Raw genomic sequence first — 19678 nt, 5'->3', positions numbered from 1 at the left:
GCCCGGTGGGCCGGCGCCACCGTGATCAGCACGATCAGCGGCCCGGAGAAGGCCCGGCTGGCCACCGCCGCCGGCGCCCACCACGTGATCAACTATCGCGAGGGCGACCCGGCCGCCGACATCCGCGAGATCGCCCCGGACGGCGTCGACATCGTCGCCGAGGTGGCGCTCGGCGCGAACCTCGCACTGGACCTGGCCGTGCTGCGGACGCGCGGCACGATCTCGACCTACGCCAACGACGGTGGCAAGCCGGTCGAACTGGACGTGCGGCAGAACATGACACTGAACACGCGCTTCCAGTTCCTGGTGCTCTACACGATCGGTTCCGAGGCGCTCACAGCGGCCGCCGAGGACGTCGCCGCCGCGGTCCGCGACGGCGCCCTGCCGGTCGGCGAGCAGCACGGCCTGCCGCTGCTCCGATTCCCGCTCGACCGCACCGCCGACGCGCACCGGGCGGTGGAGAACGGCGCGGTCGGCAAGGTCCTGGTGGACATCACGCCGTGATGTTCAGCCGGCCACGGTTGGCGTGAACGAAGACGGAACGGCTGCTCCGGCAACTGGTGATCCCGGGTCCGGATCAACGAGACGGCTTCGCCACGATGGTGAAAGGCGGCGGAGCCGGGACCTCATCGGGAAGCCGCCCGGGACCAGCGTTCGAGGGGGCGACGCCGATCGGGAACCACCAAACCTGTAGATACGGTCACTTCATTGGTCGGCGCGCAGGACGACCAGCGACGGCAGCGCCCGCAGCAGGCGCCCCCCGATCTCGCCGATCGACTCATAGGCGCCGATCATGATCACCGTCTCGCCCTCGCGAAGCCCGACCGAGACCCGTGCCCGCACGGGTCTCGGTCGGCAGTGAGCGGGTTACCAGCCGATGCCGATCGTGAGGCTGGTCGGCGGGTTGGCGTTGGGGAGGATCTTGACGCTGCTCTGGTCGTTGATGTCGTCATAGGCGAAGCCGTACGCGCGCCCCTGGAGCCGGCGTAGTCGTTCTTGGGGGTGCCGGCCGGGTAGTACCCCGATGGGCTGCCCCACCAGGCGGCCGTGTTCACGGAAACGCCGCGGTTGAGTGCGGCGCAGAACTCGGCGCCGAGCTCCAGTTCCGTCGTCGACATCCCCAGGGAATGAAACTACGGCAACAGTGCCGTTCCGTGGAAATGGGAACGAAGTCGCGGATCGGACTCGCCGAGAAATGCCGGTGAGCCCTGTCCACCGCCTCGCAGACCTGGCAGGCCGAGACCTTGCCCGAGAAGTCGGCCAACAGGCGTTCTTCCACCGCGTGTATGGCCTGATTCTCGCGAGTCCCACATCGGGGTTCAACACCACCTCCCACGACTCTGGACGGAGTTCACCTTCACATCTGAACGCGTTCCGCGACCTCGTCCAAGCCCAGCCGGGAACGAGTCAACGCGCACCTCGCCCGCGGTCGTCAGCGTCCGCCGGCACGTGCGGCGGCGACGACCCGGCCGCGTTCCGACTCGGGAAAGCGGTCGAGCTTGGCGCGGACCTCGTCGGCGTCGTCGTTGGCGCCGAACAGGTCCGTGCCCGGTTCGAGCCGTATCCCTTCAGCGAGCGGACCGGCGATGACCGGGACGAAGCCGAGCGCGTCGACGAGGGAGGCGACCTTGGCGAGATCGGCGGCGCGGTCGCCCGCGATCGCGATGGCCTTGCGCCCGGCCTCGCCCGCAGGACGGGCCTCGTCCTCCAGGTCGTGGTAGCCCATGTGGTTGAACGCCTTGACGATCCGGGAGCCGGGCAGGAAGCTCTGCACGAGCTCGCTGGAGGAACTGCGCGGGTCGGTCAGGTCGTCGCGGATCCCGTCGACCTCCCACCAGTAGTTCATGGCGTCGATCACCAGCTTTCTGCGCAGCTCGTCGACCGGCAGGCTGCGGTACTTGCCGAGCGGGAGGGCCAAGATGACCACGTCGGCACGGGCCGCGGCATCGGCGCCGGTCGTGGCGACCGCGCCGGGCGCGAGCACATCGACGGTGAGGGCGATCTTGCCGGGGTCACCGGATCCGGCGATGAGCACCTTGTATCCGGCCGCCGTGGCGAGCCGCGCGAGCACGGTGCCCACCTTGCCCGCGCCGAGGATACCGATGGTCTCGTTCATGCGCTCCTCCCACCGAGGAGGTCGCGGACCATTGGGATCACCGCGGAGCCGTACAGCTCGACGGCGCGCATCCGGGCGCCGGCGGGCTGCGCTCCCACCGTGTAGATGAGGTCGAAGCGGCCGACGCCGAGAACGCTGACCGCGTCGGCGATCTTGCGGGCGACGGTCTGGGGCGAGCCGATGTAGAGCGAGCCGTGCTCGATCTCGGCGTCGTACTCCGCGCGGCGGATCGGCTGCCAGCCGCGCAGCGCGCCGATCCGGTCACGCTGGACGCGGTAGTGCGGCCAGAACAGCTCCCGTGCCTGCTCGTCGGTGTCGGCGACGAAGCCGGGCGAGTGCATGCCGACCGGGTGCGCGATGGTGCCGAGTTGCTCGGCGGCGCGGCGGTAGAGCTCCAGGTAGGGGGCGAAGCGCTTGGCCGGGCCGCCGATGATGGCGAGCATGAGCGGCAGGCCGTGCTGCACGGTGCGGACGACCGACTGCGGCGAGCCGCCGACACCTACCCAGGTGGGCAGGCGCCCCGCGTCGGTCTTCGGGAAGACCTCGGCGTTTTCGAGCGGAGGGCGCAGCCTGCCGCTCCAGGTGACCGGCTTCTCCTCCAGCAGCTTGACGAACAGGTCGAGCTTCTCCTCGAACAGCTCGTCGTAGTCGGCCAGATCGTAGCCGAACAGCGGGAAAGACTCGGTGAAGGAGCCGCGGCCGAGGATGACCTCGGCGCGGCCGTTCGACAGGGCGTCCACCGTGGCGAAGCGCTGGAACACCCGGACCGGGTCATCGGAGCTCAGCACCGTCACGCCGGAGGAGAGCTTGATGCGATTCGTCCGGGTGGCGATCCCGGCCAGCACGGTTTCCGGGCTCGACACCGCGTACTCGGGCCGGTGGTGCTCGCCGAGCGCGATGACGTCGACGCCGAGCTCGTCGGCGAGCACCGCCTCCTCGACGACCTGCCTGATCGCCTCGCCGTGGGAGAGCAGCTCGCCGTTGTCGTCCTCCGGCACATCGCCGAAGGTGTCGAGGCCGAACACGAGGTCAGACATGAGCGGGCTCCTTCGCCAGCAGTTCGCGGACCCGGGGGGCGACCTCGCGGCCGAGCAGCTCGATGGTGCGGGCGCGCGCCTGGCGGGGCAGGCGCATGATGTCGTACTTGAGGTCGAAGCGGCTCAGCCGCAGGTCGCGGGCCATCGTCGCGATCTTCCGAGCAACGGTGTCGGGTGAGCCGACGAACAGCGCGCCGTGGTCGAGCTCGGCCTCGTAGCGTTTGCGGTCGGGCTTGTAGAAGCCGCGTTCGCGGGCGAGCGCCGTCACGACCGGTTCCCAGTACTGCCACCAGGTCTCCACGGCCTCCTCGTCGGTGTCGGCGATCAGGCCGAGTGAGTGCTGCCCGATGGGTTGTACGGCGTGTCCGTACTGCTCCAGCGCCTTGAGGTAGAGCTCGACGTGGCCGGCGAAGCGCTGCGGACGCCCGCCGATGATCGCGAGCATGAGCGGGAGCCCATAGCGGGCGGCGCGCACCACCGAGCCAGGACTGCCGCCCACGCCGATCCAGGTGGGGATGCCGCCCTGGCGCATGCGGGGGTGCAGCCGCTGGTCGGACAGAGGGCTGCGGACGGTGCCCGACCAGGTGACGCTGTCCTCGCGCTGGAGCCGTACGAAAAGATCGAGCTTCTCCTCGAACAGCTGCTCGTAGTCGGCCAGGTCGTAGCCGAACAGCGGGAACGATTCCGTCGCCGAGGCACGCCCGAGGACGAGCTGGGCGCGGCCGTTCGACACCGCGTCCAGGGTTGAGAACTCCTGGTACAGGCGGACCGGGTCGTTGGTGCTGAGCACGGTGACGGACGTGCCGAGCCGGATCCGCTGGGTCGCGGTCGCGATCGCGGCGAGCAGCACCGGGGTCGCCGAGTCGTTGTGGCCTTCCCGATAGTGCTCGCCGATGCTGAAGTCGTCGAGGCCCACCGACTCGGCCAGCCGCGCCTCGTCCACGATCAGCCGCACGGTCTCGGCGTCGCTGAGGACGCGGTCGGCGTCGGTGGCGACCTCTCCGAACGAGTTGAGTCCCAGTTCCATGGTTCCCTCCCCCAGACCAATGTGATTGACACGTCAATTATGTATGATGTGATTGATATGTCAACTAGGAGGCCGTGATGACGAGGAAGCGTGTGCTGCCCACCGTCGATGAGCTGCGGATCTGGCGCGACTACATCGAGACGGCGGAAGCGCTCAGGACCGAAATCGCCTCCCGGCTGCAGAGCGAGTCGTCGCTGTCGCCGGGCGACTACGCGATCCTGCTGGCCCTGACCGAGGCGCCCGAGCAGCGGATGCGCTCCTCCGACCTGGCGGCCCACATCCACTGGGAGCGCAGCCGCCTGTCCCACCACCTCGGGCGGATGGAACGGCGCGAGCTCATCCGCCGTGAAGACTGCGTCACCGACAACCGGGGGGCCGAGGTCGTGCTCACCACCACCGGGATCGAGGCATTCCACGGCGCCACGGTCCCGCATCTGCGAGCCGTACGGGAGCTGTTCGTGGACGCGCTGACGCCGGCGCAACTCAGCGCGGCGGGGCAGGTGGCCGCGACGCTGCGCGGACACCTCGATTCACCCTGAGAGGGCGATTCGCGAGTTCATGACCGTGATGTCGTAGGGTGATTGAGTACAGGCACGCGCCGGCGAGCGTGCGGATCTCAAGGGCACAACCAGCACCTGCCGCGAGTCGAGGTCATCGGCACGCCGGCGGGGGCCTTGCCTGCCGTACTCCCGGCAGTCGCATACCGTGCAACCCCGCGTTTAGCGGTTGTCAAGCGATCATTCTATGATCCCCCGCATGAGTTATCCGGCCTTTCCGCCAGGCTCCCCGAGTCAGGAGACCTACGAACCACCGGTGCCCGCGGCATCGCACCCTCAGGGAGAGAGGCCCGATCAAGAGGAGAACGAGAAGGCGGGCGTCCTCGACCTGCTGGAGAAGGTCGGCTCGGTCCTGGTCCCGCTCGGCGTGACGTTGTACGCGCTGCTCTACATCGGCTACCAGGGGATGTACGCGATCTTCGGCTTCACCCCCGAGCAGGCGGGCATCGACCAGTCCGTGCTGCTCGGCAGGCTGCTGGGCACGATCCTGCCCCTGCTGATCCTCGGCGCGATCGTCGTCGGGGTCCTCATCAGCCTGGGCTGGCTGCTCAACGCGATCACGCGCGGCTGGGTGGGCCGGGTGGTACAGCAGCTCAGACAGCGACCCTGGATCGTCGCCGCGCTCGCAGCGGCATGGGCTGGTGCGTCCTATCTGGGGTGGATGTATTTCACGACCGCGCTCGACGCCGACGACCCCACCGCGGGGGTGAGCGTCGATGTCGAAGACGTGCTCATCGCGGTCGGGCTCGGCGTGGCCGCCTACATCGTGCCCTTCCGGCTGCTCCGGCACAAGCCGATCGGCCGGGCGGGGCTGAAGGTGCTGGTGGGAGCGCTCACCGGGATCGGGCTTGGCTACGTTCTGATGATTCAGATGATCTATGGCTCGATCGCGGTACTGGAGAAGGGCGAGTCCACCGCGCTGCTGGACGCCGTGGGGTTCCAGACGCAGTGGGCGAAACTCCAGGACTCCAGCGGCAAGCCGCTCTACGGCAGCCGCTGGATGATGGTGCTCGGCGAGAACGAGGGCGGGTACGCCTTTTACGACTGCGACAAGGGGCAGACGTTCCGCAAGTTCTCCGAGAGCACGATCCTGACCGACATCCAGATGTATTCCCCCGACCGTGAAGCGGGCTTCACCTGCGGGAGCCTGGTGAAGTAGGCATACCCTGCCGAGTTCATGCTCGTCCGGCGCGCCGGTAGCGAGAGCGACCCACACCGGCGACACGGGCGAGCCGGCCACCTTCACGCTCAACGGCACGGCCTGCGCCGTGAGCTGACCGTCCGCGCCGTTCACCTCGGTCTCGGGCAGGGGTGAACGGCCGCCGGGGCCGACCAGGGCCGGTCGCCCCGGTGCGGTGGTCAGCCGAGGTCGATCACCATCGTCGAGCCCCAGTCGCCACGGCGCAGCTCGGTGAACCCCATCCGCAGGTAGAAGGCGTGCGCCCCCGGGTTGCCACTGCCCACGCCGAGGTGCAGGCCGGGCACCCCGCGCGCACGGAGCGCGCCGAACAGCGCGCCGATCAGCGCCCGCCCGAGCCCCCTCCCCTGCGCCCGGGGCAGCAGGTCGATGTGCAGGTGCGCCGGATATCTCTCGTACAGCTCCTCGGCCGGCGGCGCGGCCCGGTGCAGGTGGGCCACGCTCAGCCAGTCGATCATGCCGTCGCCGGGATCGGTGGCCAGCTCGGCGGGGTACTGCTCGCGCAGCACAGGCCACCAGTGCTCCTGCCGCCACGCCTCGAAGGCCACCGTGTCGGCGGTGGCCAGGACGTAGCCCGCGACGCCGAGCGCGTCGGCCGCCACGAACGTCAGCCCCGGGTCGGCCACCGGGTAGGGCCCGGCCCAGACGTGCCCGAGCAGGTCGGGGTTGGCGTGGAGGGGGCCGGCGTCGCGGCCGGAGTCGCCGGTGGCCAGGCACACCCGGTAGATGCCCGGCAGGTCGAACGGCTGGTAGGGCCGGATCGTCACCGCCGGGCCGCCCGTCTCCCGCACCAGCGGGCCGCTCGCCGGGCCCTGCGCCGGGCCGCTCATCGGGCCGCTCATCGGGCCGCCGACACGGCCAGCAGGAACCACGCGCTGTGCGGGATCCACTGTTCCGCCCAGCGCCACGACTCGCCTGTGGTGCGATGTTCTTCCGGCATGAACGCGATGTCCCTTTCGTCGTCGAAGCCGCTCGTCACCCCGTTCAGGATGCCTCCAGGGACGTTCTGGAACGCGGTGGAGTACTCCACGTTGTTGCGTCCCCTGCCCTGGATCATGGAGGAGTCGAACGGGTTGAGTCCCATGATCCACTGCAACTGGTCCTCCGCGAGCGTGCGGAGCCGCTCGGCCAGGCCGGGCGCGCACTCCGGCAGGCCGGCGGCGAGCTGGGCGGCGTAGGCGGTCGAGCAGATGCCGGCGTTCTCGCCCTGCCACCAGTAGCCGGTCTCGTTGCGGTGCGGGTAGAAGAAGCTGGTGCGAGGCTTCTCGCCGTCGCCCTGGACGTACTGCCTGGCGTACCCGAACGGGTTGTTCACCTCGCCGGTCAGGTGCAGGGCGTCGGTCAGCAGCGCCAGCGCCGTCGCGCGGGCCTCGGCGGCGAGCGGCGAGCCGGGCACGGCCTCGGCGAAGCGCATCAGCGCGATGGCGGGCAGGCCGGGCTCGGCCGCGTGGAAGAACGGCCGCCCGCCGGCGTCTCCCCGCAGGTAGCCGAAGCCCGTCTCCGCCCGCGTGTACCGGCCGGCGAGCGAGCGCGCCCGCCGCACGGCGGCCGCCGCGAAACGCGCGTCGGGCGCCGCGAGCGCCAGTTCGGCCGCCGCCAGCAGCGCGCAGTAGTCGTCGATGACCGACTCGGTGCCGTCGTAGAGGTAGCTGAGGTTGTGCTCCTCCAGGTGGTCGAACCCCCTGACCGCGGCGGCCAGGTAGTCCTCAGCGGTGAAGTCGCCGTGGTCGTCCGCGGTGGCGGCGCGGGCCAGGGCGGCGATGGCCAGGCCGGCGCCCTGCCGATAGCCGGCCTGCCAGCGGGTGGTGCGCACGCTGTCCTGGAGCGGGGCGTTGATCACGCGCTCGTCCAGGTCCTTGGTGAGCGCGTCGAAAACGGCCGTGTAGAAGTACCCCTCGGGCGACTGGAAGCGGACGAGGAAGTCGGCGCCGTACAGCCCCTCGTCGCGCATCCGCGCCCCGAGCGGCCCGGCGAGCTGCGGGGGCAGGTGGTCGCGGGCGGCCAGGAACGCCCACGCGCACAGCGGCGTCTGCTGCGGGTTCATCATCCGCGTGTAGTTGAGGTGGCTGAGGAACTTGCTGTGGTCGCCCGAGGCGTCGAGCCAGCCGCCCCGGGCGTCCACCTCGCGGCCGGAGTCGTCGCCGTAGAACCGGGCGTGCCGGTCCTTCCTGTCGATCTCGCCGCTGGAGCGGACCGCCTTGAAGTAGTAGAGGACGTCCGACAGCGTCGAGTGCTGGACGCGCCGCCCGCCGATGACGAACGGCTCCGAGGCCACGCCGCCCGCCTCGATGCGGAACTCCCCCTCGTCGCGCACGTGGCCGAAGTCGACGCGCCGGAACGTGCCGGCGGACCAGCCGTCGACCGCCTGCTCGGGCCCGACGGCCAGCTCCCGCGCGACGCCCCGCCCCACGAGGCGGGCGCCCTCGACGGGCGCCGCCTCGCGGAGCTGGATGACGGCCTTCTTGGACGCCGCCGTGTTGTATCCGAGGTGGCTGGTGAGGATCCTCACCGGGTCTCCGACGCGATGCGGGCGGCGTAGTAGCGGGCCGATCGCTTGGGCACGCGCCGCTGGGTGTCGTAGTCGACCCGGACGATGCCGAACCGCCGCTCGTAGCCGAGCGCCCATTCGAAGTTGTCGAGCAGCGACCAGGCGAAGTACCCGTGCAGGTTCACGCCCCGGTCCCTGGCCTCCAGCGCGGCGTCGATGTGGGAGCGCAGGTACGACTCCCGGGCCTCGTCGTCCACGAAGCCGTCGGCGCCGGCCACGTCGTCGAAGGCGGCCCCGTTCTCCGTGACGTACCAGGCGGGGCCGCCGTACTCGCCCTCCAGACGCAGCAGCAGGTCGGTGAGCGCGGCGGGGGTGATCTCCCATCCCATCGCGGTGCTCGGCAGCCCCCTGCTCAGCGTGTGCGTCCCCGGCCAGCCGTTCTGCCCACCGGGCCGGGCCTCGACCAGGTGCGAGGTGTAGTAGTTGACGCCGACCACGTCGATCGGCCGCGAGATGATCTCCAGGTCGCCGTCCAGGACGGGCAGCGGGCAGCCCAGCCGGTCGAGCTCTTGGGCCACGTCGTCGGGGTACTTCCCGCGCAGCAGCGGGTCGAGGTAGAGCCGGTTGGACAGCCCGTCCTCCCACCTCGCCGCGGCGGCGTCCTCGGCCGACCCGGTGGCGGGCACCTTGGGCGACAGGTTGAGCGTGATGCCGGTCTCGACCGCGCGCCCGCCCGCCGCCTGCTTGATCGCCTGCACGGCCAGCCCGTGCCCGAGCAGCAGGTGGTGCACGGCGGCGAACCCGGCCCTGGCGTCGCGGCGGCCCGGCGCGTGCACGCCCTCGACGTAGCCCAGCATGGCCGAGCACCACGGCTCGTTCAGGGTGGTCCAGTGGCCGACCCGGTCGCCGAGCGCGTCGTAGGCGAGGGAGGCGTAGTCGGCGAACCGGTAGGCGGTGTCGCGTTCCGGCCAGCCGCCCGCGTCCTCGAGGGCCTGCGGCAGGTCCCAGTGGTAGAGCGTGACCCACGGCAGGATCCCGCGTTCCAGCAGCTCGTCGACGAGCCGGTCGTAGAACGCGAGGCCGGCGGCGTTGCCGGGCCCCGTGCCGTCGGGCTGCACCCGGGGCCAGGCCAGCGAGAACCGGTAGGCGTTGATGCCGAGGCCGGCCATCATGGCCACGTCCTCGGGCATCCGGTGGTAGTGGTCGCAGGCGGTGTCGCCGGTGTCGCCGCCGAGCACGGTGCCGGGGGTGGCGCAGAAGGTGTCCCAGATGGACGGGCCGCGGCCGTCCTCGCGGGTCGCGCCCTCGATCTGGTACGACGAGGTCGCCGTGCCCCAGAGGAACGGCCTGTCTTCGTTACGGTTCATGCGAGATCGACTCCACCCATGCCTTGGTCTCCTCGATCCGGCCCGCGCCCGCGCGGCGCCAGACCCCTGTGCCGCCGGCCTGCCACGGGTGCGGGCCGCCGGGGGGACGGTACTCCACGCCCATCGCGTCCAATCTGCCGAGGTGACGCTCCAGCCGGGCCGTGAACGCGGGCAGGTCGCCCACGCCGCCCGACCACAGCACCTCCGCCAGGGCGCAGGCGCGCGGGAAGGCCAGGTAGTCGAGGTGCCGTTCGGTGGGCACCCACTCACTCCACACCTGGAACTGGCCGCCGAGCGCCCGGCCTGGCGCGAAGGCGGCCACGTCGGCGAGGGTGATCGGGCCGCCCTCGGAACGGCGCTCCTCCGGCAGGTCCGACTGGTCGAAGTTGAAGTACGTGGGGAACAGCGGCGCGCGGACCACGTCGTGCGTGCGCGCGGCCCTGGCCGCCACCTCGTGCCCGCGCCAGGCCATCACGATCGAGTCGGGCAGCAGCCCGCCGGTGGTGAACGCCTCGTCCCACACGACCATGCGCACGCCGCGCCCGGCCAGGTAGGCGCCGAGCGACCTGAGGAAGTGCCCGTGCATCTGCCGGGGCTCGGTGTAGCCGTGCTCGGCCATCTCCGCGGAGATCGCCGGGTCGGCCGCCCACCAGCTCATGTCGCACTCGTCGCCGCCCAGGTGGAGGTACGGCGTGCCGGTGGCGTCGAGGATCTCGCCGAGCACGTCCTCCAGGAAGGCGGCCACGGGACGGGTGGGGCTGATCGACGAGCCGCCCGCCCAGACGGTGTCGAGGACGGCCTGCTTCTCGCCCGGCCGGCCGAGCCACGGGTAGGCGGCGCGCAGCGCTGCGGTGTGGCCGGGCACGTCGATCTCGGGGACGAGGGTGATCCCGCGCGAGCGGGCGTGCGCGGCGATCTCGGCGAGGTCGTCGAGCGTGTAGTAGCCGCCGTGCGGCGTGCCGTCGGGGGTTCCGTCCGGGCCGAGCCTGGTGGAGGCCCGCCAGGAGCCCGTGCGGTGCAGCTCGGGGTGCAGGCGGCTCTCCACCCGCCAGCCCTGGTCGTCGGACAGGTGCAGGTGGAGGCGGTTGTAGCGGTGCGCGGCGAGCAGGTCGACATAGCGCAGGATCGTGCGCTTGGGGAAGAAGTGGCGGGCGACGTCGAGCATCGCGCCGCGCCAGGCGTACGCCGGGGCGTCCTCGACGCTCCCGCAGGGCACCTCCCATGACCCGGGGGCGCGCCGCCAGGCGGCGTCGGGCAGCAGTTGCCTGAGCGTGGCCAGCGCGCCCGCGACCCCTTCGGCGCCGCCCGAGCGGATCGTGATGCCGTCCTCGGCCACCTCCAGGGTGTAGGCGCCGGCGGGCCGGTCCGCGTGCTCCACCATGAACCAGCCGGTCTCGCTGGTATCAGCGCTCACCTCGGCGAGGAACCGCCGTACCAGCTCGTCATTCGTCGTCATTCCCGCACTCAAACGGCATTTTCCCGGCTTGGCCACGGCCTCGATGGGGCGTGGCAGCAGCCCCGAATATTCGTCCATATGGCAGGCAACGTACCCATTGTCTTCATTTGGTTCAAGAGGTATGGTCCTGGTTTTATCTGGTCCCCCTGAAGAGAGGAGCCTCCCTCTCAATGCCCTTCCTCGCCAAGCTGTGGCGCGACGCGCCGCTGCTCGTGATGGTCGCCCCCGCGGTGATCGTCCTCCTGCTTTTCACCTATGTCCCGCTGCTCGGCAGCGTGATCGCGTTCATGGACTACGTCCCGTTCCTGGGATTCACCCAGTCGGAGTGGGTGGGCTGGGACAACTTCACCTCGCTCTTCGACGACCCGGCGTTCTGGAGCGCGGTGTGGAACACGCTGCAGATCACCTTCCTGCAGCTCGTGCTCTTCTTCCCCATCCCGATCCTGCTGGCCGTGTTCCTCAACACGGTGGCGATGCCGATGGCGAAGAAGTTCGTGCAGTCGGTGATCTACCTGCCGCACTTCCTGTCGTGGGTGATCATCGTCGCGCTGTTCCAGCAGATCCTGGGCGGCGCGGGGGTGCTCAACCGGTTCCTCATCACCCACGGGCTGACCCCGATCCAGGTGATGACCGACCCGAGCGCCTTCAAGCTCCTGCTCACGGCCCAGGCCGTCTGGAAGGACGGCGGCTGGGGGACGATCATCTTCCTCGCCGCCATCGCCGCGATCAGCCCGGGCCTGTACGAGTCGGCCACGATCGACGGCGCGGGCGCCTGGGGCCGCTTCTGGCACGTCACCCTGCCCGGCATGCGGCCGATCATCGTGTTGATGCTCATCCTGCGCCTCGGCGACTCGCTGAGCGTGGGATTCGAGCAGATCCTCCTGCAACGCGACGCCGTCGGCCCGGGGGCGGCCGAGGTGCTCGACACCTTCGTCTACTACAACGGCGTCGTCGACGGGAGTTGGGGCACGGCGACCGCCGCCGGGCTGCTCAAGGGGATCGTCAGCCTGCTGCTCGTCCTCGCGGCCAACAAGCTGGCGCACCGGCTCGGCGAAGAGGGGGTGTACCAGCGATGAGCACCAGGCCCCCGTGGGCGGGCAAGCCCAAGCCGGTCGCCCTCGCGCTCAAAGGGCTCGCGCTGGTCCTGATCAGCGCGGTCGTGATCTTCCCCTTCCTGGTCGTGGTCTCCACCAGCCTGGCCACCAAGCAGCAGATCGACGAGAACGGCGGCTACGTGCTGTGGCCGACCCGGATCTCGTTCGACGCCTACACGCAGATCTTCGACGGCACGCAGGTGACGCGGTCGATCGTGATCAGCATCGGCGTGACCGCCGCCGGCACGGCCTTCAGCCTCATCTGCACCGTGCTCGCCGCCTACGGCCTGAGCCGCAGGGGTTCGCTCTTCCAGCGCGGCCTGCTGTCGTTCGTACTGATCACGCTGCTGTTCGGCCCCGGCATGATCCCGGTCTACCTGATGGTCAAGCAGCTCGGCATGCTGAACACGTACTGGGCGCTGATCATCCCCGGCGCGGTGAGCGCGTTCAACGTCGTCATCGTCAGGGGCTTCATCCAGGGAATCCCGAAGGAGCTGTTCGACGCCGCCCGGATGGACGGTGCGGGCGAGTGGCGGATCCTCTGGTCGATCGTGGCGCCGCTGTCGAGGGCGGTCGTCGCGGTCGTCGGGCTTTTCCTCGCCGTCGGCTACTGGAACAACTATTTCTCGCCGCTGCTCTATCTGAACGACACCGAAATGTGGCCGCTCCAGCTCGTCATGCGGTCATTCGTGCTGCAGAACAACGTGACGAGCACGGCGACGCATATTCCGGGCCAGGTCCTGCCACCGGCGCAGTCGATACAGATGGCGCTCGTGGTGATCGCCGTCGTTCCCATTCTGTGCGTCTATCCCTTCCTCACCAAGCACATGTCGAAAGGCATGCTCACCGGGGCCGTCAAAGGCTAGCCAAGGAGCGAAAAATGAACCGCAGGACATTACTGAAGAGCGCCGCGCTGGCCGGCGCGGGCGGCGTCCTCGCCGCGTGCGGCAGCTCGGGCGGGGCCTCCTCGCCGAAGGCCGCCAACCCGGGGGCGTCCGTGCCGATGCCCACGTACGTGCCGCCCGTCAAGCCGAAGCCGACGCTGCCCGGCAACGAGCAGGGCCTGATGGACGTCTACGACTCGTTCCCCATGAACGGGCCGAAGACGGTCCAGCAGGTCGTCGGCGACGGCAAGGAATTCAACGTGCTGATCATGACCTATGGCCAGCCGCCTCCCCCGGTGACCGCCAACGCCTACTGGCAGCTCCTCAACAAGGAGCTGAACCTCCAGGTCAAGCCGCTCATCGTGCCGTACGCCGATTTCACCACGAAGTTCCCCGCGCTGGTGGCGGGCGGCGACCTGCCCGACGTGGTGTCGGTGCCGCTCTACCAGAACGTCTCCAGGCTGCCGCAGCTCGCCGAGGCCCAGTTCACCGACCTGAGCGAGTACCTGTCGGGCGACGCGGTGAAGAAGTATCCGAACCTGGCCGGCATCCAGAAGGCGGGCTGGCTCAACGGGTACCTGAACGGCCGCATCTACGGCGTGCCGAAGTCCGACCCGGTCTACACCACGCAGATCTACACCAAGACCGACGTGATCGAGAAGGCCGGGGCCAACCCCCAGCCGAAGAACCTGGCCGAGTTCCAGGAGCTGGCCAAGGCGGTGACGAACGCGAAGGCGGGCGTCTACGCGTTCGGGAGCAGCATCTCCGACTTCATGCAGATGATGTTCGGCGTGCCCAACAAATGGTCGAAGGACGCCAAGGGCACGTTCGTCTCCGCCTACGAGCACCCGGCGTTCATTCCGGCGATCTCCGCGATTGCCGACATGTACAAGGCCGGCTACTTCCACCCCGACACGTCGACCATGAGCACGGGCGCGGGCAAGGTCCAGCGGGACGCGATGTTCCGCTCGGGCAAGCTGGCCATGATGATGGACGGCACCCGCTCGGTCGGCATCGTGGCCGACGACAAGGACGTCGTGTTCGGAATGATGGTCCCGTTCGAGAAGGACGGCGGCAAGGCCATCCACTGGACCGGCGGCGGCGCGTACGCCATGACCATGCTGAAGAAGACGTCCGACAAGACGAAGGTCGACCGGTTCCTGCGGGTCATGGACTACATCGCCGCCCCGTTCGGCTCGCAGGAGTCGTTCGTCATGAGCTACGGCGTCAAGGACGCCGACCACACCGTCAAGGACGGCTTCGCGGTGCTCACCACGCGGGGCCAGCGCGAGCAGGACCTCGGCCTCGCCTACATCGCGGGCGGCCCGCAGGTGCTGTGCGACCCGCAGGGCGCGCCCGGCGTCGACAAGGCCAACTACGAGTGGCAGCAGCAGGTCGTGCCGATGCTGCTGGACAACCCCGCCGCGCACCTGTACTCGGAGACGTTCAACACCAAGGGCGCCTCGCTGGAGCAGCAGATGCAGGACGCCGTAACCGCGGTGTTCCTCGGCAGGTCGCCCGCCTCCAGCCTGACCGAGGCGGTCCAGAAGTGGAAGCGCGGCGGCGGCGACAAGATGGCCAAGGAGTACGGCGAGGCCGCCGCATGAGGGTGCGCGACCACCCGTCCGCGCTCGTCCTGGTGGAGGGCACCGACCTCCACCACGACCTCATCGGCGCCGCTCTGGCGCTGCAGGAGATCGTGGTGGAGGGCGGCCTGCCCGCCGCCCGCGGCGTGGGCCTGGACCGGTTCGCCGATCCGATGCCCGCGACCGCCGAGGCGGACGTCTACGTGCTCTACCGCTCCAGCGTCGTCTTCGACCCGGCACAGCAGCGGGCGCTGGCCGGCCTGGTCGCCGGGGGCAAGGGGCTGGTCGTGCTGCACGCCGGCAACCTGTTCGACCCGGAGGCCGACCGAACCGCGTTCGAGCTGGTCGGCTCGCGCTACCTGTCGCACGGCGAAGGCGACTCCGAGGGCAGGCTCACCGTCGAGATCGTCGCCGACCACCCGGTGACCAGGCACATGACCGACTTCGCCATCGACGACGAGTACTACCACCTCGACTGCCTGCCGGGCTCGGACGTGCTGGCCGTGCAGGACGGCCGGCCGGCGGTGTACGTGCGCGCGCACGGCGCCGGCCGGGTCTGCTACCTCACGCTCGGCCACGACGCGCGCGCCTGGGGCAACCCGTGGTTCCGCCAGCTCGTCCGCCAGGCCGCGCTCTGGGCGGCCGGGGTGTCGGAGGGCGACGTCGAGACCTGGTCCACCCGCTGGCCGCTCGGCAACGGCCGGACGATCGGCGGCGGCCGATGATCGCCGCGCAGCTCTGGTCGCTGCACGAGGACGCCTCCCGCGACCTGCTCGGCGTGCTGGAGCGGGTGGCCGCGATCGGCTACACCGCCGTGGAGCCGATCAGCCTGTACGGCCACCCCCCGGCGGTGGTCCGTCGCGCCGCGGGCGACCTCGGCCTGACGTTCTGCAGCGCCCACGCGCCCTTCCCGTCGGGACCGGACGCGGGGGCGATCCTCGACGAGTACGCCGAGCTGGGCGTCGAGACGCTGGTGTGGAGCCTCGAACCGGAGGAGTTCGGCACCCTCGACGGCGTGCTGCGCGGGGCCGGGCGGGTCAACGCGGGCGCGGCCAACGCGGCGGCGCGCGGCATGCGCGTCGGCTACCACAACCACTTCGCCGAGTTCGTCAACTCCTTCGGCGGGGAACGGGCCTACGACGTGCTGCTGCGCGAGCTGGACCCGGCCGTGTGCGTCGAGCTGGACGTCTACTGGGTGCGCACCGCCGGGCTCGACCCCGCCCCCGTGGCGGCGGCGCTCGGTGACCGGCTGGAGTTCACGCACCTGAAGGACGGCCCGGCAATCGGGATGGGCGACTACATGGTGCCCTTCGGCGAGGGTGTGGTCGACGTCCGCGCCGCCGCGGCGGCCGCCCGGTCGGCGCGCTGGCACATCGTGGAGGCCGACCGCTGCCACGGCGACATGTACGACCTGTTGCGCCGGTGTCTCGAATTCCTGAGCAGAGCATGAGGGAGCTGTCATGAGAGTCCTGTTCCTGGGGGGCACCGGGGTGCTCAGCGCGGCGTGCGCGCGCGAGCTGGCCGGCGCGGGCGTGGACCTCACTCTGGTGACGCGCGGCAGGTCGGCGCTCCGGCCGCCGCCCGAGGGAGTGCGCACGGTGACCGCCGACGTGCGAGAGCCGGGCGAGCTCGTGTCCGGCGACTTCGACGTGGTCGTCAACTTCATCGGCTACTCGCCGCAGGACGTGGAGCTGGACCTGGCCAGGTTCGCCGGCCGTACGGGCCAGTACGTGTTCGTCTCGACGGGCTCGGTCTACGCGCGGCCCGCGTCCTGGCTGCCGATCACCGAATCGTCGGCCCGGCGCGACAACGGCTACGAGTACGCCAGGCAGAAGCTGCGCTGCGAGGAGCGGCTGGAGTCGGCCTGGCACCACGAGGGGTTCCCGGCCACGATCGTGCGGGCCGCGCACGTCTACGACGAGGGCGTGCTGCCCACGCTGGCCGGGTGGACCGCGATCGCGCGCCTGCGGGCCGGCAAGCCGGTGGTCGTGCACGGCGACGGCACCTCGCTGTGGAACCTGATGCACGCGAGCGACTTCGCCCGCGGGCTCGCCGGGCTGCTCGGCGACCGTCGGGTGCTCGGCGAGAGCGTGCACGTCACCTCCGACGAGGTGCTCACCTGGGACGCCATCCACGAGGAGCTCGCGCGGGCCGCCGGGGTGCGGCCGAGGATCGTGCACCGGTCGAGCGAGGACATTGGCCGGGAAATCGAGTGGATGGGCGAGGTGCTGCGGCTGGATTTCCGGCACTCGGTCCTTTATGACAATTCCAAGCTGAAGCGGCTGGTCCCCGGCTTCGCGTCGCGGGTGCCATTCGCGCGGGGGGCGCGCGAGATTCTGCGGTGGTTCGATTCGGACCCGTCGAGGCAGCGCCTCGACCCCGAACTGGACGCCGCCTTCGACCGGTTGGTCGGAGATCGCGATGGATAATAAGGACGTGGAAAAGGTGAACATCGCCGCTGACAATCCCGAGCCGCTCTGGGTGCAGACGGCCGAATTGCTCGCGCGGCAGGTTAAGGAGGGCATTTACCCGGTGGGCAGGCGGCTGCCCACCGAGCGCGAGCTGTGCGGCAGGCTGGGCATCAGCCGGGTCACGCTCAGGAAGGCGCTGCAGCACCTCTTCGAGCAGGGCCAGCTCCGCTCGTCCCACGGCCGCGGCTGGTACGTCTCGGGGCGGCCCGACCGCGACTGGCCCAACTCCCTCGAATCCTTCACCGAGACGGCCCGCCGCAAGTCGCTGGTCCCCACCTCGAAGGTGCTGCGCGCCGAGGTCAAGCAGGCGTCGCTGGACGAGTCCGACGAGTTCGGCGTGGCCGCGGGCACCGAGCTGTTCGTGCTCGACCGGGTGCGGCTGCTCGACGGCGTGCCCATAGGGGTCGACGCCTCCCGCGTCGTGCTCGGCCTCGCGCCCGGCATCGCGGCCACCGACTTCGCGCACGCCTCCCTGCTGGAGGAGCTGGCCGCCGCGGGGGCCGAGCCCGTGGTCGCCGAGTCGTCGATCGAGGCCAGGGGCTGCGAGGCGGACATCGCCGGGCACCTCGGCCTGTCGCCCGGCGACCCCGTCCTCGTCATGCACCAGAACATGGTCGACGCCACCGGCCGCGTCGTCCTCGTGTCCACCATCACCTACCGCGGCGACCGCTACCGCCTGCGCACCTCTTTCGTGCGCGGCTGACACCTTTTCTACGGGAGGAACCTTCACATGCCTCGGATCCCCTATGCCCAGGGGCGGGCGACCCAGCCGAAGGCGCTCGAACGCGTCGTCCGGCGAGTACACGACCAGCTGGCCACCGCCGACGGCGGCGGGGCCTCCTCGCGGCCGGCGTTCGTGGGCGTCGGCGCCAGCTACGCCGCGCTGGCGCTGCCGATGGAGATCCTCTGCGCCGCGGGCGTGCCCGCGCGCCGCGAGCTGGCCAGCGAGCTGCGCGCCACCGACGCCGACCTGCTGCTCGGCGTCTCCCAGTCGGGCCGCAGCCCCGAGACGATCGACGCGCTCGGTCTGGTCCCCCGCTCCCGCCGCACCGCGCTGGTCAACGTGACGCCGTCGCTGCTCGGCGAGTCGGTCGACCGGCTGGTCGACCTCGGCAACGAGGACGACAGCTACGCCTCCACCATCGGCTACACCGGCACCCAGGTGGCGCTCGCCATGATCGCGCGCACCATGCTCGGCTGGACGGCCGACGAGGCCGCGGCCGAGTGGGCGGGCATCGCGGCCACGCTCGCCGCCTTCGAGGCCGCCGTCGCCGGGCCGGTCGACGAGGTGGCCGCCCTGGCCCGGACCGTGGTCGCCGCCGACTTCGTCGCCTCGGGCGCGGCCCGCTCGGCCACCGAGTCCGGCGCGCTGCTGTTGCGCGAGGTCTGCCGGGTGCCCGCCGCCGCGCTGGTCACCCGCAACTACCTGCACGGCGAGATGGAGTCGGCGGGCGCGACGCTGCACGTGATCGTGGGCGACGACAGAGAACTGGAGCTGGCCCGCAGCCTGGCGCGCGCCGGGCACCTCACACTCTGCGTCACCTCGGCCCTGCTCGACCCCGAGGACAGCCTGCACGTCGTGACCGTCCCTGGCGACCTGCCGCTGCCCGTGCGCGCCGTACTCCAGACCGCCGTCGCCCAACGGCTGGCCGGCTCCCTCGCCCTGGCCCGCGGCGTCGACATCGAGGAGTTCGTGTTCCACAACAGCGACACGAAGCTCGGGGAACCCGTGGGATGACCCGCCTCATCGCCGGCGCCGACATCGGCGGCACCAAGACCCACATCCGCACGGCCCTCGTCGAGGTGTCCGATGACGCTCCCGCGCCGGTCGTGGGGGTGGTGGCCGACCTCGTGCTGCCGAGCGACGGCTGGCAGGCCACGTCGCCGGCGAAGGCCGCCGCCTGGCTGGCCGAGCGGCTGCCGCCCGGCGACTTCTCGCACCTGGCCGTCGGCGCGCACGCCTGCGAGACGCCCGCGCAGTGCGCCGCGCTGGCCGCCGCGTTGCGCGCCCTGCTGGGCCTGCCGGTCACCGTGGTCAACGACGCCGAGCTGCTGGTGCCGGCCGCGGGCCTGCCCGGGGGCGTGGGGGTGATCGCCGGGACGGGCTCGATCGCCGTCGGCAGGCACGCCGTCACGGGCGAGTACCTGTCGGCCGGCGGGTGGGGCTGGGTGCTCGGCGACGAGGGCTCCGCGTCGGCGCTGGTGAGGGAGGCGGCGAAGGCCGTGCTCGCCCGCGCCGATGAGGGCGGGGAGCCCGACGAGCTCGGCCGTGCCCTGCTGCGCTCCTACGGCGTACCGGGGTTGCCCGAGCTGGCGGCCGCGATGAGCTGGGACTCCGGGGTGGAGACGTGGGGCGCGCACGCGCCCGCCGTCTTCGCCGCGGCCGAGGCGGGCTCG

21 protein-coding genes and 1 pseudogene are annotated in these 19678 nt (G+C 70.8%); 12 read left to right on the top strand and 10 right to left on the bottom strand.

Annotation, left to right across the window (positions count from 1 at the left end):
• The coding region (locus tag ACFPZ3_RS52850; RefSeq protein WP_379522038.1) for a zinc-binding dehydrogenase at positions 1 to 504 on the top strand (504 nt) is incomplete at its 5' end.
• A gap of 201 nt (positions 505 to 705) precedes the next feature.
• On the opposite strand, the gene ACFPZ3_RS52845 is transcribed toward ACFPZ3_RS52850, so the two are convergent.
• From ACFPZ3_RS52845 to ACFPZ3_RS52820, 6 genes are all read right to left on the bottom strand, one after another.
• Positions 706 to 843 carry a hypothetical protein gene (locus tag ACFPZ3_RS52845; protein ID WP_379522037.1) on the bottom strand — a complete coding sequence of 46 codons (138 nt, stop codon included), beginning with the start codon at positions 841 to 843 and terminating at the stop codon, positions 706 to 708.
• Positions 844 to 867: 24 nt separating this feature from the next.
• Complete coding sequence (locus ACFPZ3_RS52840; RefSeq protein ID WP_379522036.1) at positions 868 to 1038, bottom strand: hypothetical protein; 171 nt, start codon at positions 1036 to 1038, stop codon at positions 868 to 870.
• Between the two features lie 13 nt (positions 1039 to 1051).
• Positions 1052 to 1336: a three-helix bundle dimerization domain-containing protein gene (locus tag ACFPZ3_RS52835; RefSeq protein ID WP_379522035.1), complete on the bottom strand. Its 285-nt coding sequence runs from the start codon at positions 1334 to 1336 to the stop codon at positions 1052 to 1054.
• A 96-nt stretch (positions 1337 to 1432) separates the two neighbouring features.
• The gene (locus ACFPZ3_RS52830) at positions 1433 to 2116 is read right to left on the bottom strand and encodes an NADPH-dependent F420 reductase (protein ID WP_379522034.1); all 684 of its coding nucleotides are present in this window, start codon (positions 2114 to 2116) and stop codon (positions 1433 to 1435) included.
• Positions 2113 to 3153 (bottom strand): LLM class flavin-dependent oxidoreductase, encoded by a 1041-nt coding sequence (locus ACFPZ3_RS52825; RefSeq protein WP_379522033.1) that lies wholly within the window; start codon positions 3151 to 3153, stop codon positions 2113 to 2115. The genes ACFPZ3_RS52830 and ACFPZ3_RS52825 overlap by 4 nt, the downstream gene beginning before the upstream one ends.
• Positions 3146 to 4180 (bottom strand): LLM class flavin-dependent oxidoreductase, encoded by a 1035-nt coding sequence (locus tag ACFPZ3_RS52820; protein ID WP_379522032.1) that lies wholly within the window; start codon positions 4178 to 4180, stop codon positions 3146 to 3148. The genes ACFPZ3_RS52825 and ACFPZ3_RS52820 overlap by 8 nt, the downstream gene beginning before the upstream one ends.
• Positions 4181 to 4257: 77 nt before the next feature.
• Here ACFPZ3_RS52820 and ACFPZ3_RS52815 point away from each other — a divergent pair, with 77 nt between their 5' ends.
• Together ACFPZ3_RS52815 and ACFPZ3_RS52810 are read left to right on the top strand one after the other, a co-directional pair.
• Positions 4258 to 4719, top strand: a complete 462-nt coding sequence (locus ACFPZ3_RS52815) for a MarR family winged helix-turn-helix transcriptional regulator (protein ID WP_379522031.1) — start codon at positions 4258 to 4260, stop codon at positions 4717 to 4719.
• A gap of 217 nt (positions 4720 to 4936) precedes the next feature.
• Positions 4937 to 5896, top strand: a complete 960-nt coding sequence (locus tag ACFPZ3_RS52810) for a hypothetical protein (protein WP_379522030.1) — start codon at positions 4937 to 4939, stop codon at positions 5894 to 5896.
• Positions 5897 to 6096: 200 nt separating this feature from the next.
• Here ACFPZ3_RS52810 and ACFPZ3_RS52805 read toward each other — a convergent pair whose 3' ends face one another.
• From ACFPZ3_RS52805 to ACFPZ3_RS52790, 4 genes are read right to left on the bottom strand one after another with little or no spacing between them, the layout of a single operon-like run.
• Positions 6097 to 6765, bottom strand: coding sequence for a GNAT family N-acetyltransferase (locus tag ACFPZ3_RS52805; protein ID WP_379522029.1), 669 nt, complete (start codon positions 6763 to 6765; stop codon positions 6097 to 6099).
• 8 nt (positions 6766 to 6773) lie between these two features.
• Positions 6774 to 8444 (bottom strand): glycoside hydrolase family 9 protein, encoded by a 1671-nt coding sequence (locus ACFPZ3_RS52800; RefSeq protein ID WP_379522028.1) that lies wholly within the window; start codon positions 8442 to 8444, stop codon positions 6774 to 6776.
• The gene (locus tag ACFPZ3_RS52795; RefSeq protein WP_379522027.1) at positions 8441 to 9790 is read right to left on the bottom strand and encodes a GH1 family beta-glucosidase; all 1350 of its coding nucleotides are present in this window, start codon (positions 9788 to 9790) and stop codon (positions 8441 to 8443) included. The genes ACFPZ3_RS52800 and ACFPZ3_RS52795 overlap by 4 nt, the downstream gene beginning before the upstream one ends.
• Complete coding sequence (locus ACFPZ3_RS52790) at positions 9780 to 11246, bottom strand: beta-N-acetylhexosaminidase (RefSeq protein ID WP_379522026.1); 1467 nt, start codon at positions 11244 to 11246, stop codon at positions 9780 to 9782. The genes ACFPZ3_RS52795 and ACFPZ3_RS52790 overlap by 11 nt, the downstream gene beginning before the upstream one ends.
• A gap of 170 nt (positions 11247 to 11416) precedes the next feature.
• On the opposite strand from ACFPZ3_RS52790, the gene ACFPZ3_RS52785 reads away from it, so the two are divergent.
• The 9 genes and pseudogenes from ACFPZ3_RS52785 to ACFPZ3_RS52745 form a co-directional block, all read left to right on the top strand.
• The gene (locus tag ACFPZ3_RS52785) at positions 11417 to 12322 is read left to right on the top strand and encodes an ABC transporter permease (protein ID WP_379522025.1); all 906 of its coding nucleotides are present in this window, start codon (positions 11417 to 11419) and stop codon (positions 12320 to 12322) included.
• Positions 12319 to 13206 (top strand): carbohydrate ABC transporter permease, encoded by an 888-nt coding sequence (locus ACFPZ3_RS52780; RefSeq protein WP_379522024.1) that lies wholly within the window; start codon positions 12319 to 12321, stop codon positions 13204 to 13206. The genes ACFPZ3_RS52785 and ACFPZ3_RS52780 overlap by 4 nt, the downstream gene beginning before the upstream one ends.
• Before the next feature lie 14 nt (positions 13207 to 13220).
• Positions 13221 to 14831, top strand: a complete 1611-nt coding sequence (locus ACFPZ3_RS52775; RefSeq protein WP_379522023.1) for a substrate-binding domain-containing protein — start codon at positions 13221 to 13223, stop codon at positions 14829 to 14831.
• Positions 14828 to 15535 carry a ThuA domain-containing protein gene (locus ACFPZ3_RS52770; protein ID WP_379522022.1) on the top strand — a complete coding sequence of 236 codons (708 nt, stop codon included), beginning with the start codon at positions 14828 to 14830 and terminating at the stop codon, positions 15533 to 15535. Before ACFPZ3_RS52775 ends, ACFPZ3_RS52770 begins: the two co-directional genes overlap by 4 nt.
• Positions 15532 to 16260, top strand: coding sequence for a sugar phosphate isomerase/epimerase family protein (locus tag ACFPZ3_RS52765; RefSeq protein WP_379522021.1), 729 nt, complete (start codon positions 15532 to 15534; stop codon positions 16258 to 16260). Before ACFPZ3_RS52770 ends, ACFPZ3_RS52765 begins: the two co-directional genes overlap by 4 nt.
• Before the next feature lie 10 nt (positions 16261 to 16270).
• Positions 16271 to 17239, top strand: a complete 969-nt coding sequence (locus ACFPZ3_RS52760) for an NAD-dependent epimerase/dehydratase family protein (RefSeq protein ID WP_379522020.1) — start codon at positions 16271 to 16273, stop codon at positions 17237 to 17239.
• Positions 17240 to 17246: 7 nt separating this feature from the next.
• The gene (locus ACFPZ3_RS52755) at positions 17247 to 17984 is read left to right on the top strand and encodes a GntR family transcriptional regulator (protein WP_379522019.1); all 738 of its coding nucleotides are present in this window, start codon (positions 17247 to 17249) and stop codon (positions 17982 to 17984) included.
• 27 nt (positions 17985 to 18011) lie between these two features.
• The gene (locus ACFPZ3_RS52750) at positions 18012 to 19019 is read left to right on the top strand and encodes an SIS domain-containing protein (protein ID WP_379522018.1); all 1008 of its coding nucleotides are present in this window, start codon (positions 18012 to 18014) and stop codon (positions 19017 to 19019) included.
• A pseudogene (locus ACFPZ3_RS52745) lies at positions 19016 to 19678 on the top strand (hypothetical protein); the annotation flags it as partial. The gene ACFPZ3_RS52750 and the pseudogene ACFPZ3_RS52745, both read left to right, overlap by 4 nt.

This window comes from Nonomuraea insulae (assembly GCF_042656245.1).
The sequence above is the reverse complement of the archived record's forward strand: the minus strand, read 5'-3'. Positions and strand labels throughout refer to the sequence as shown.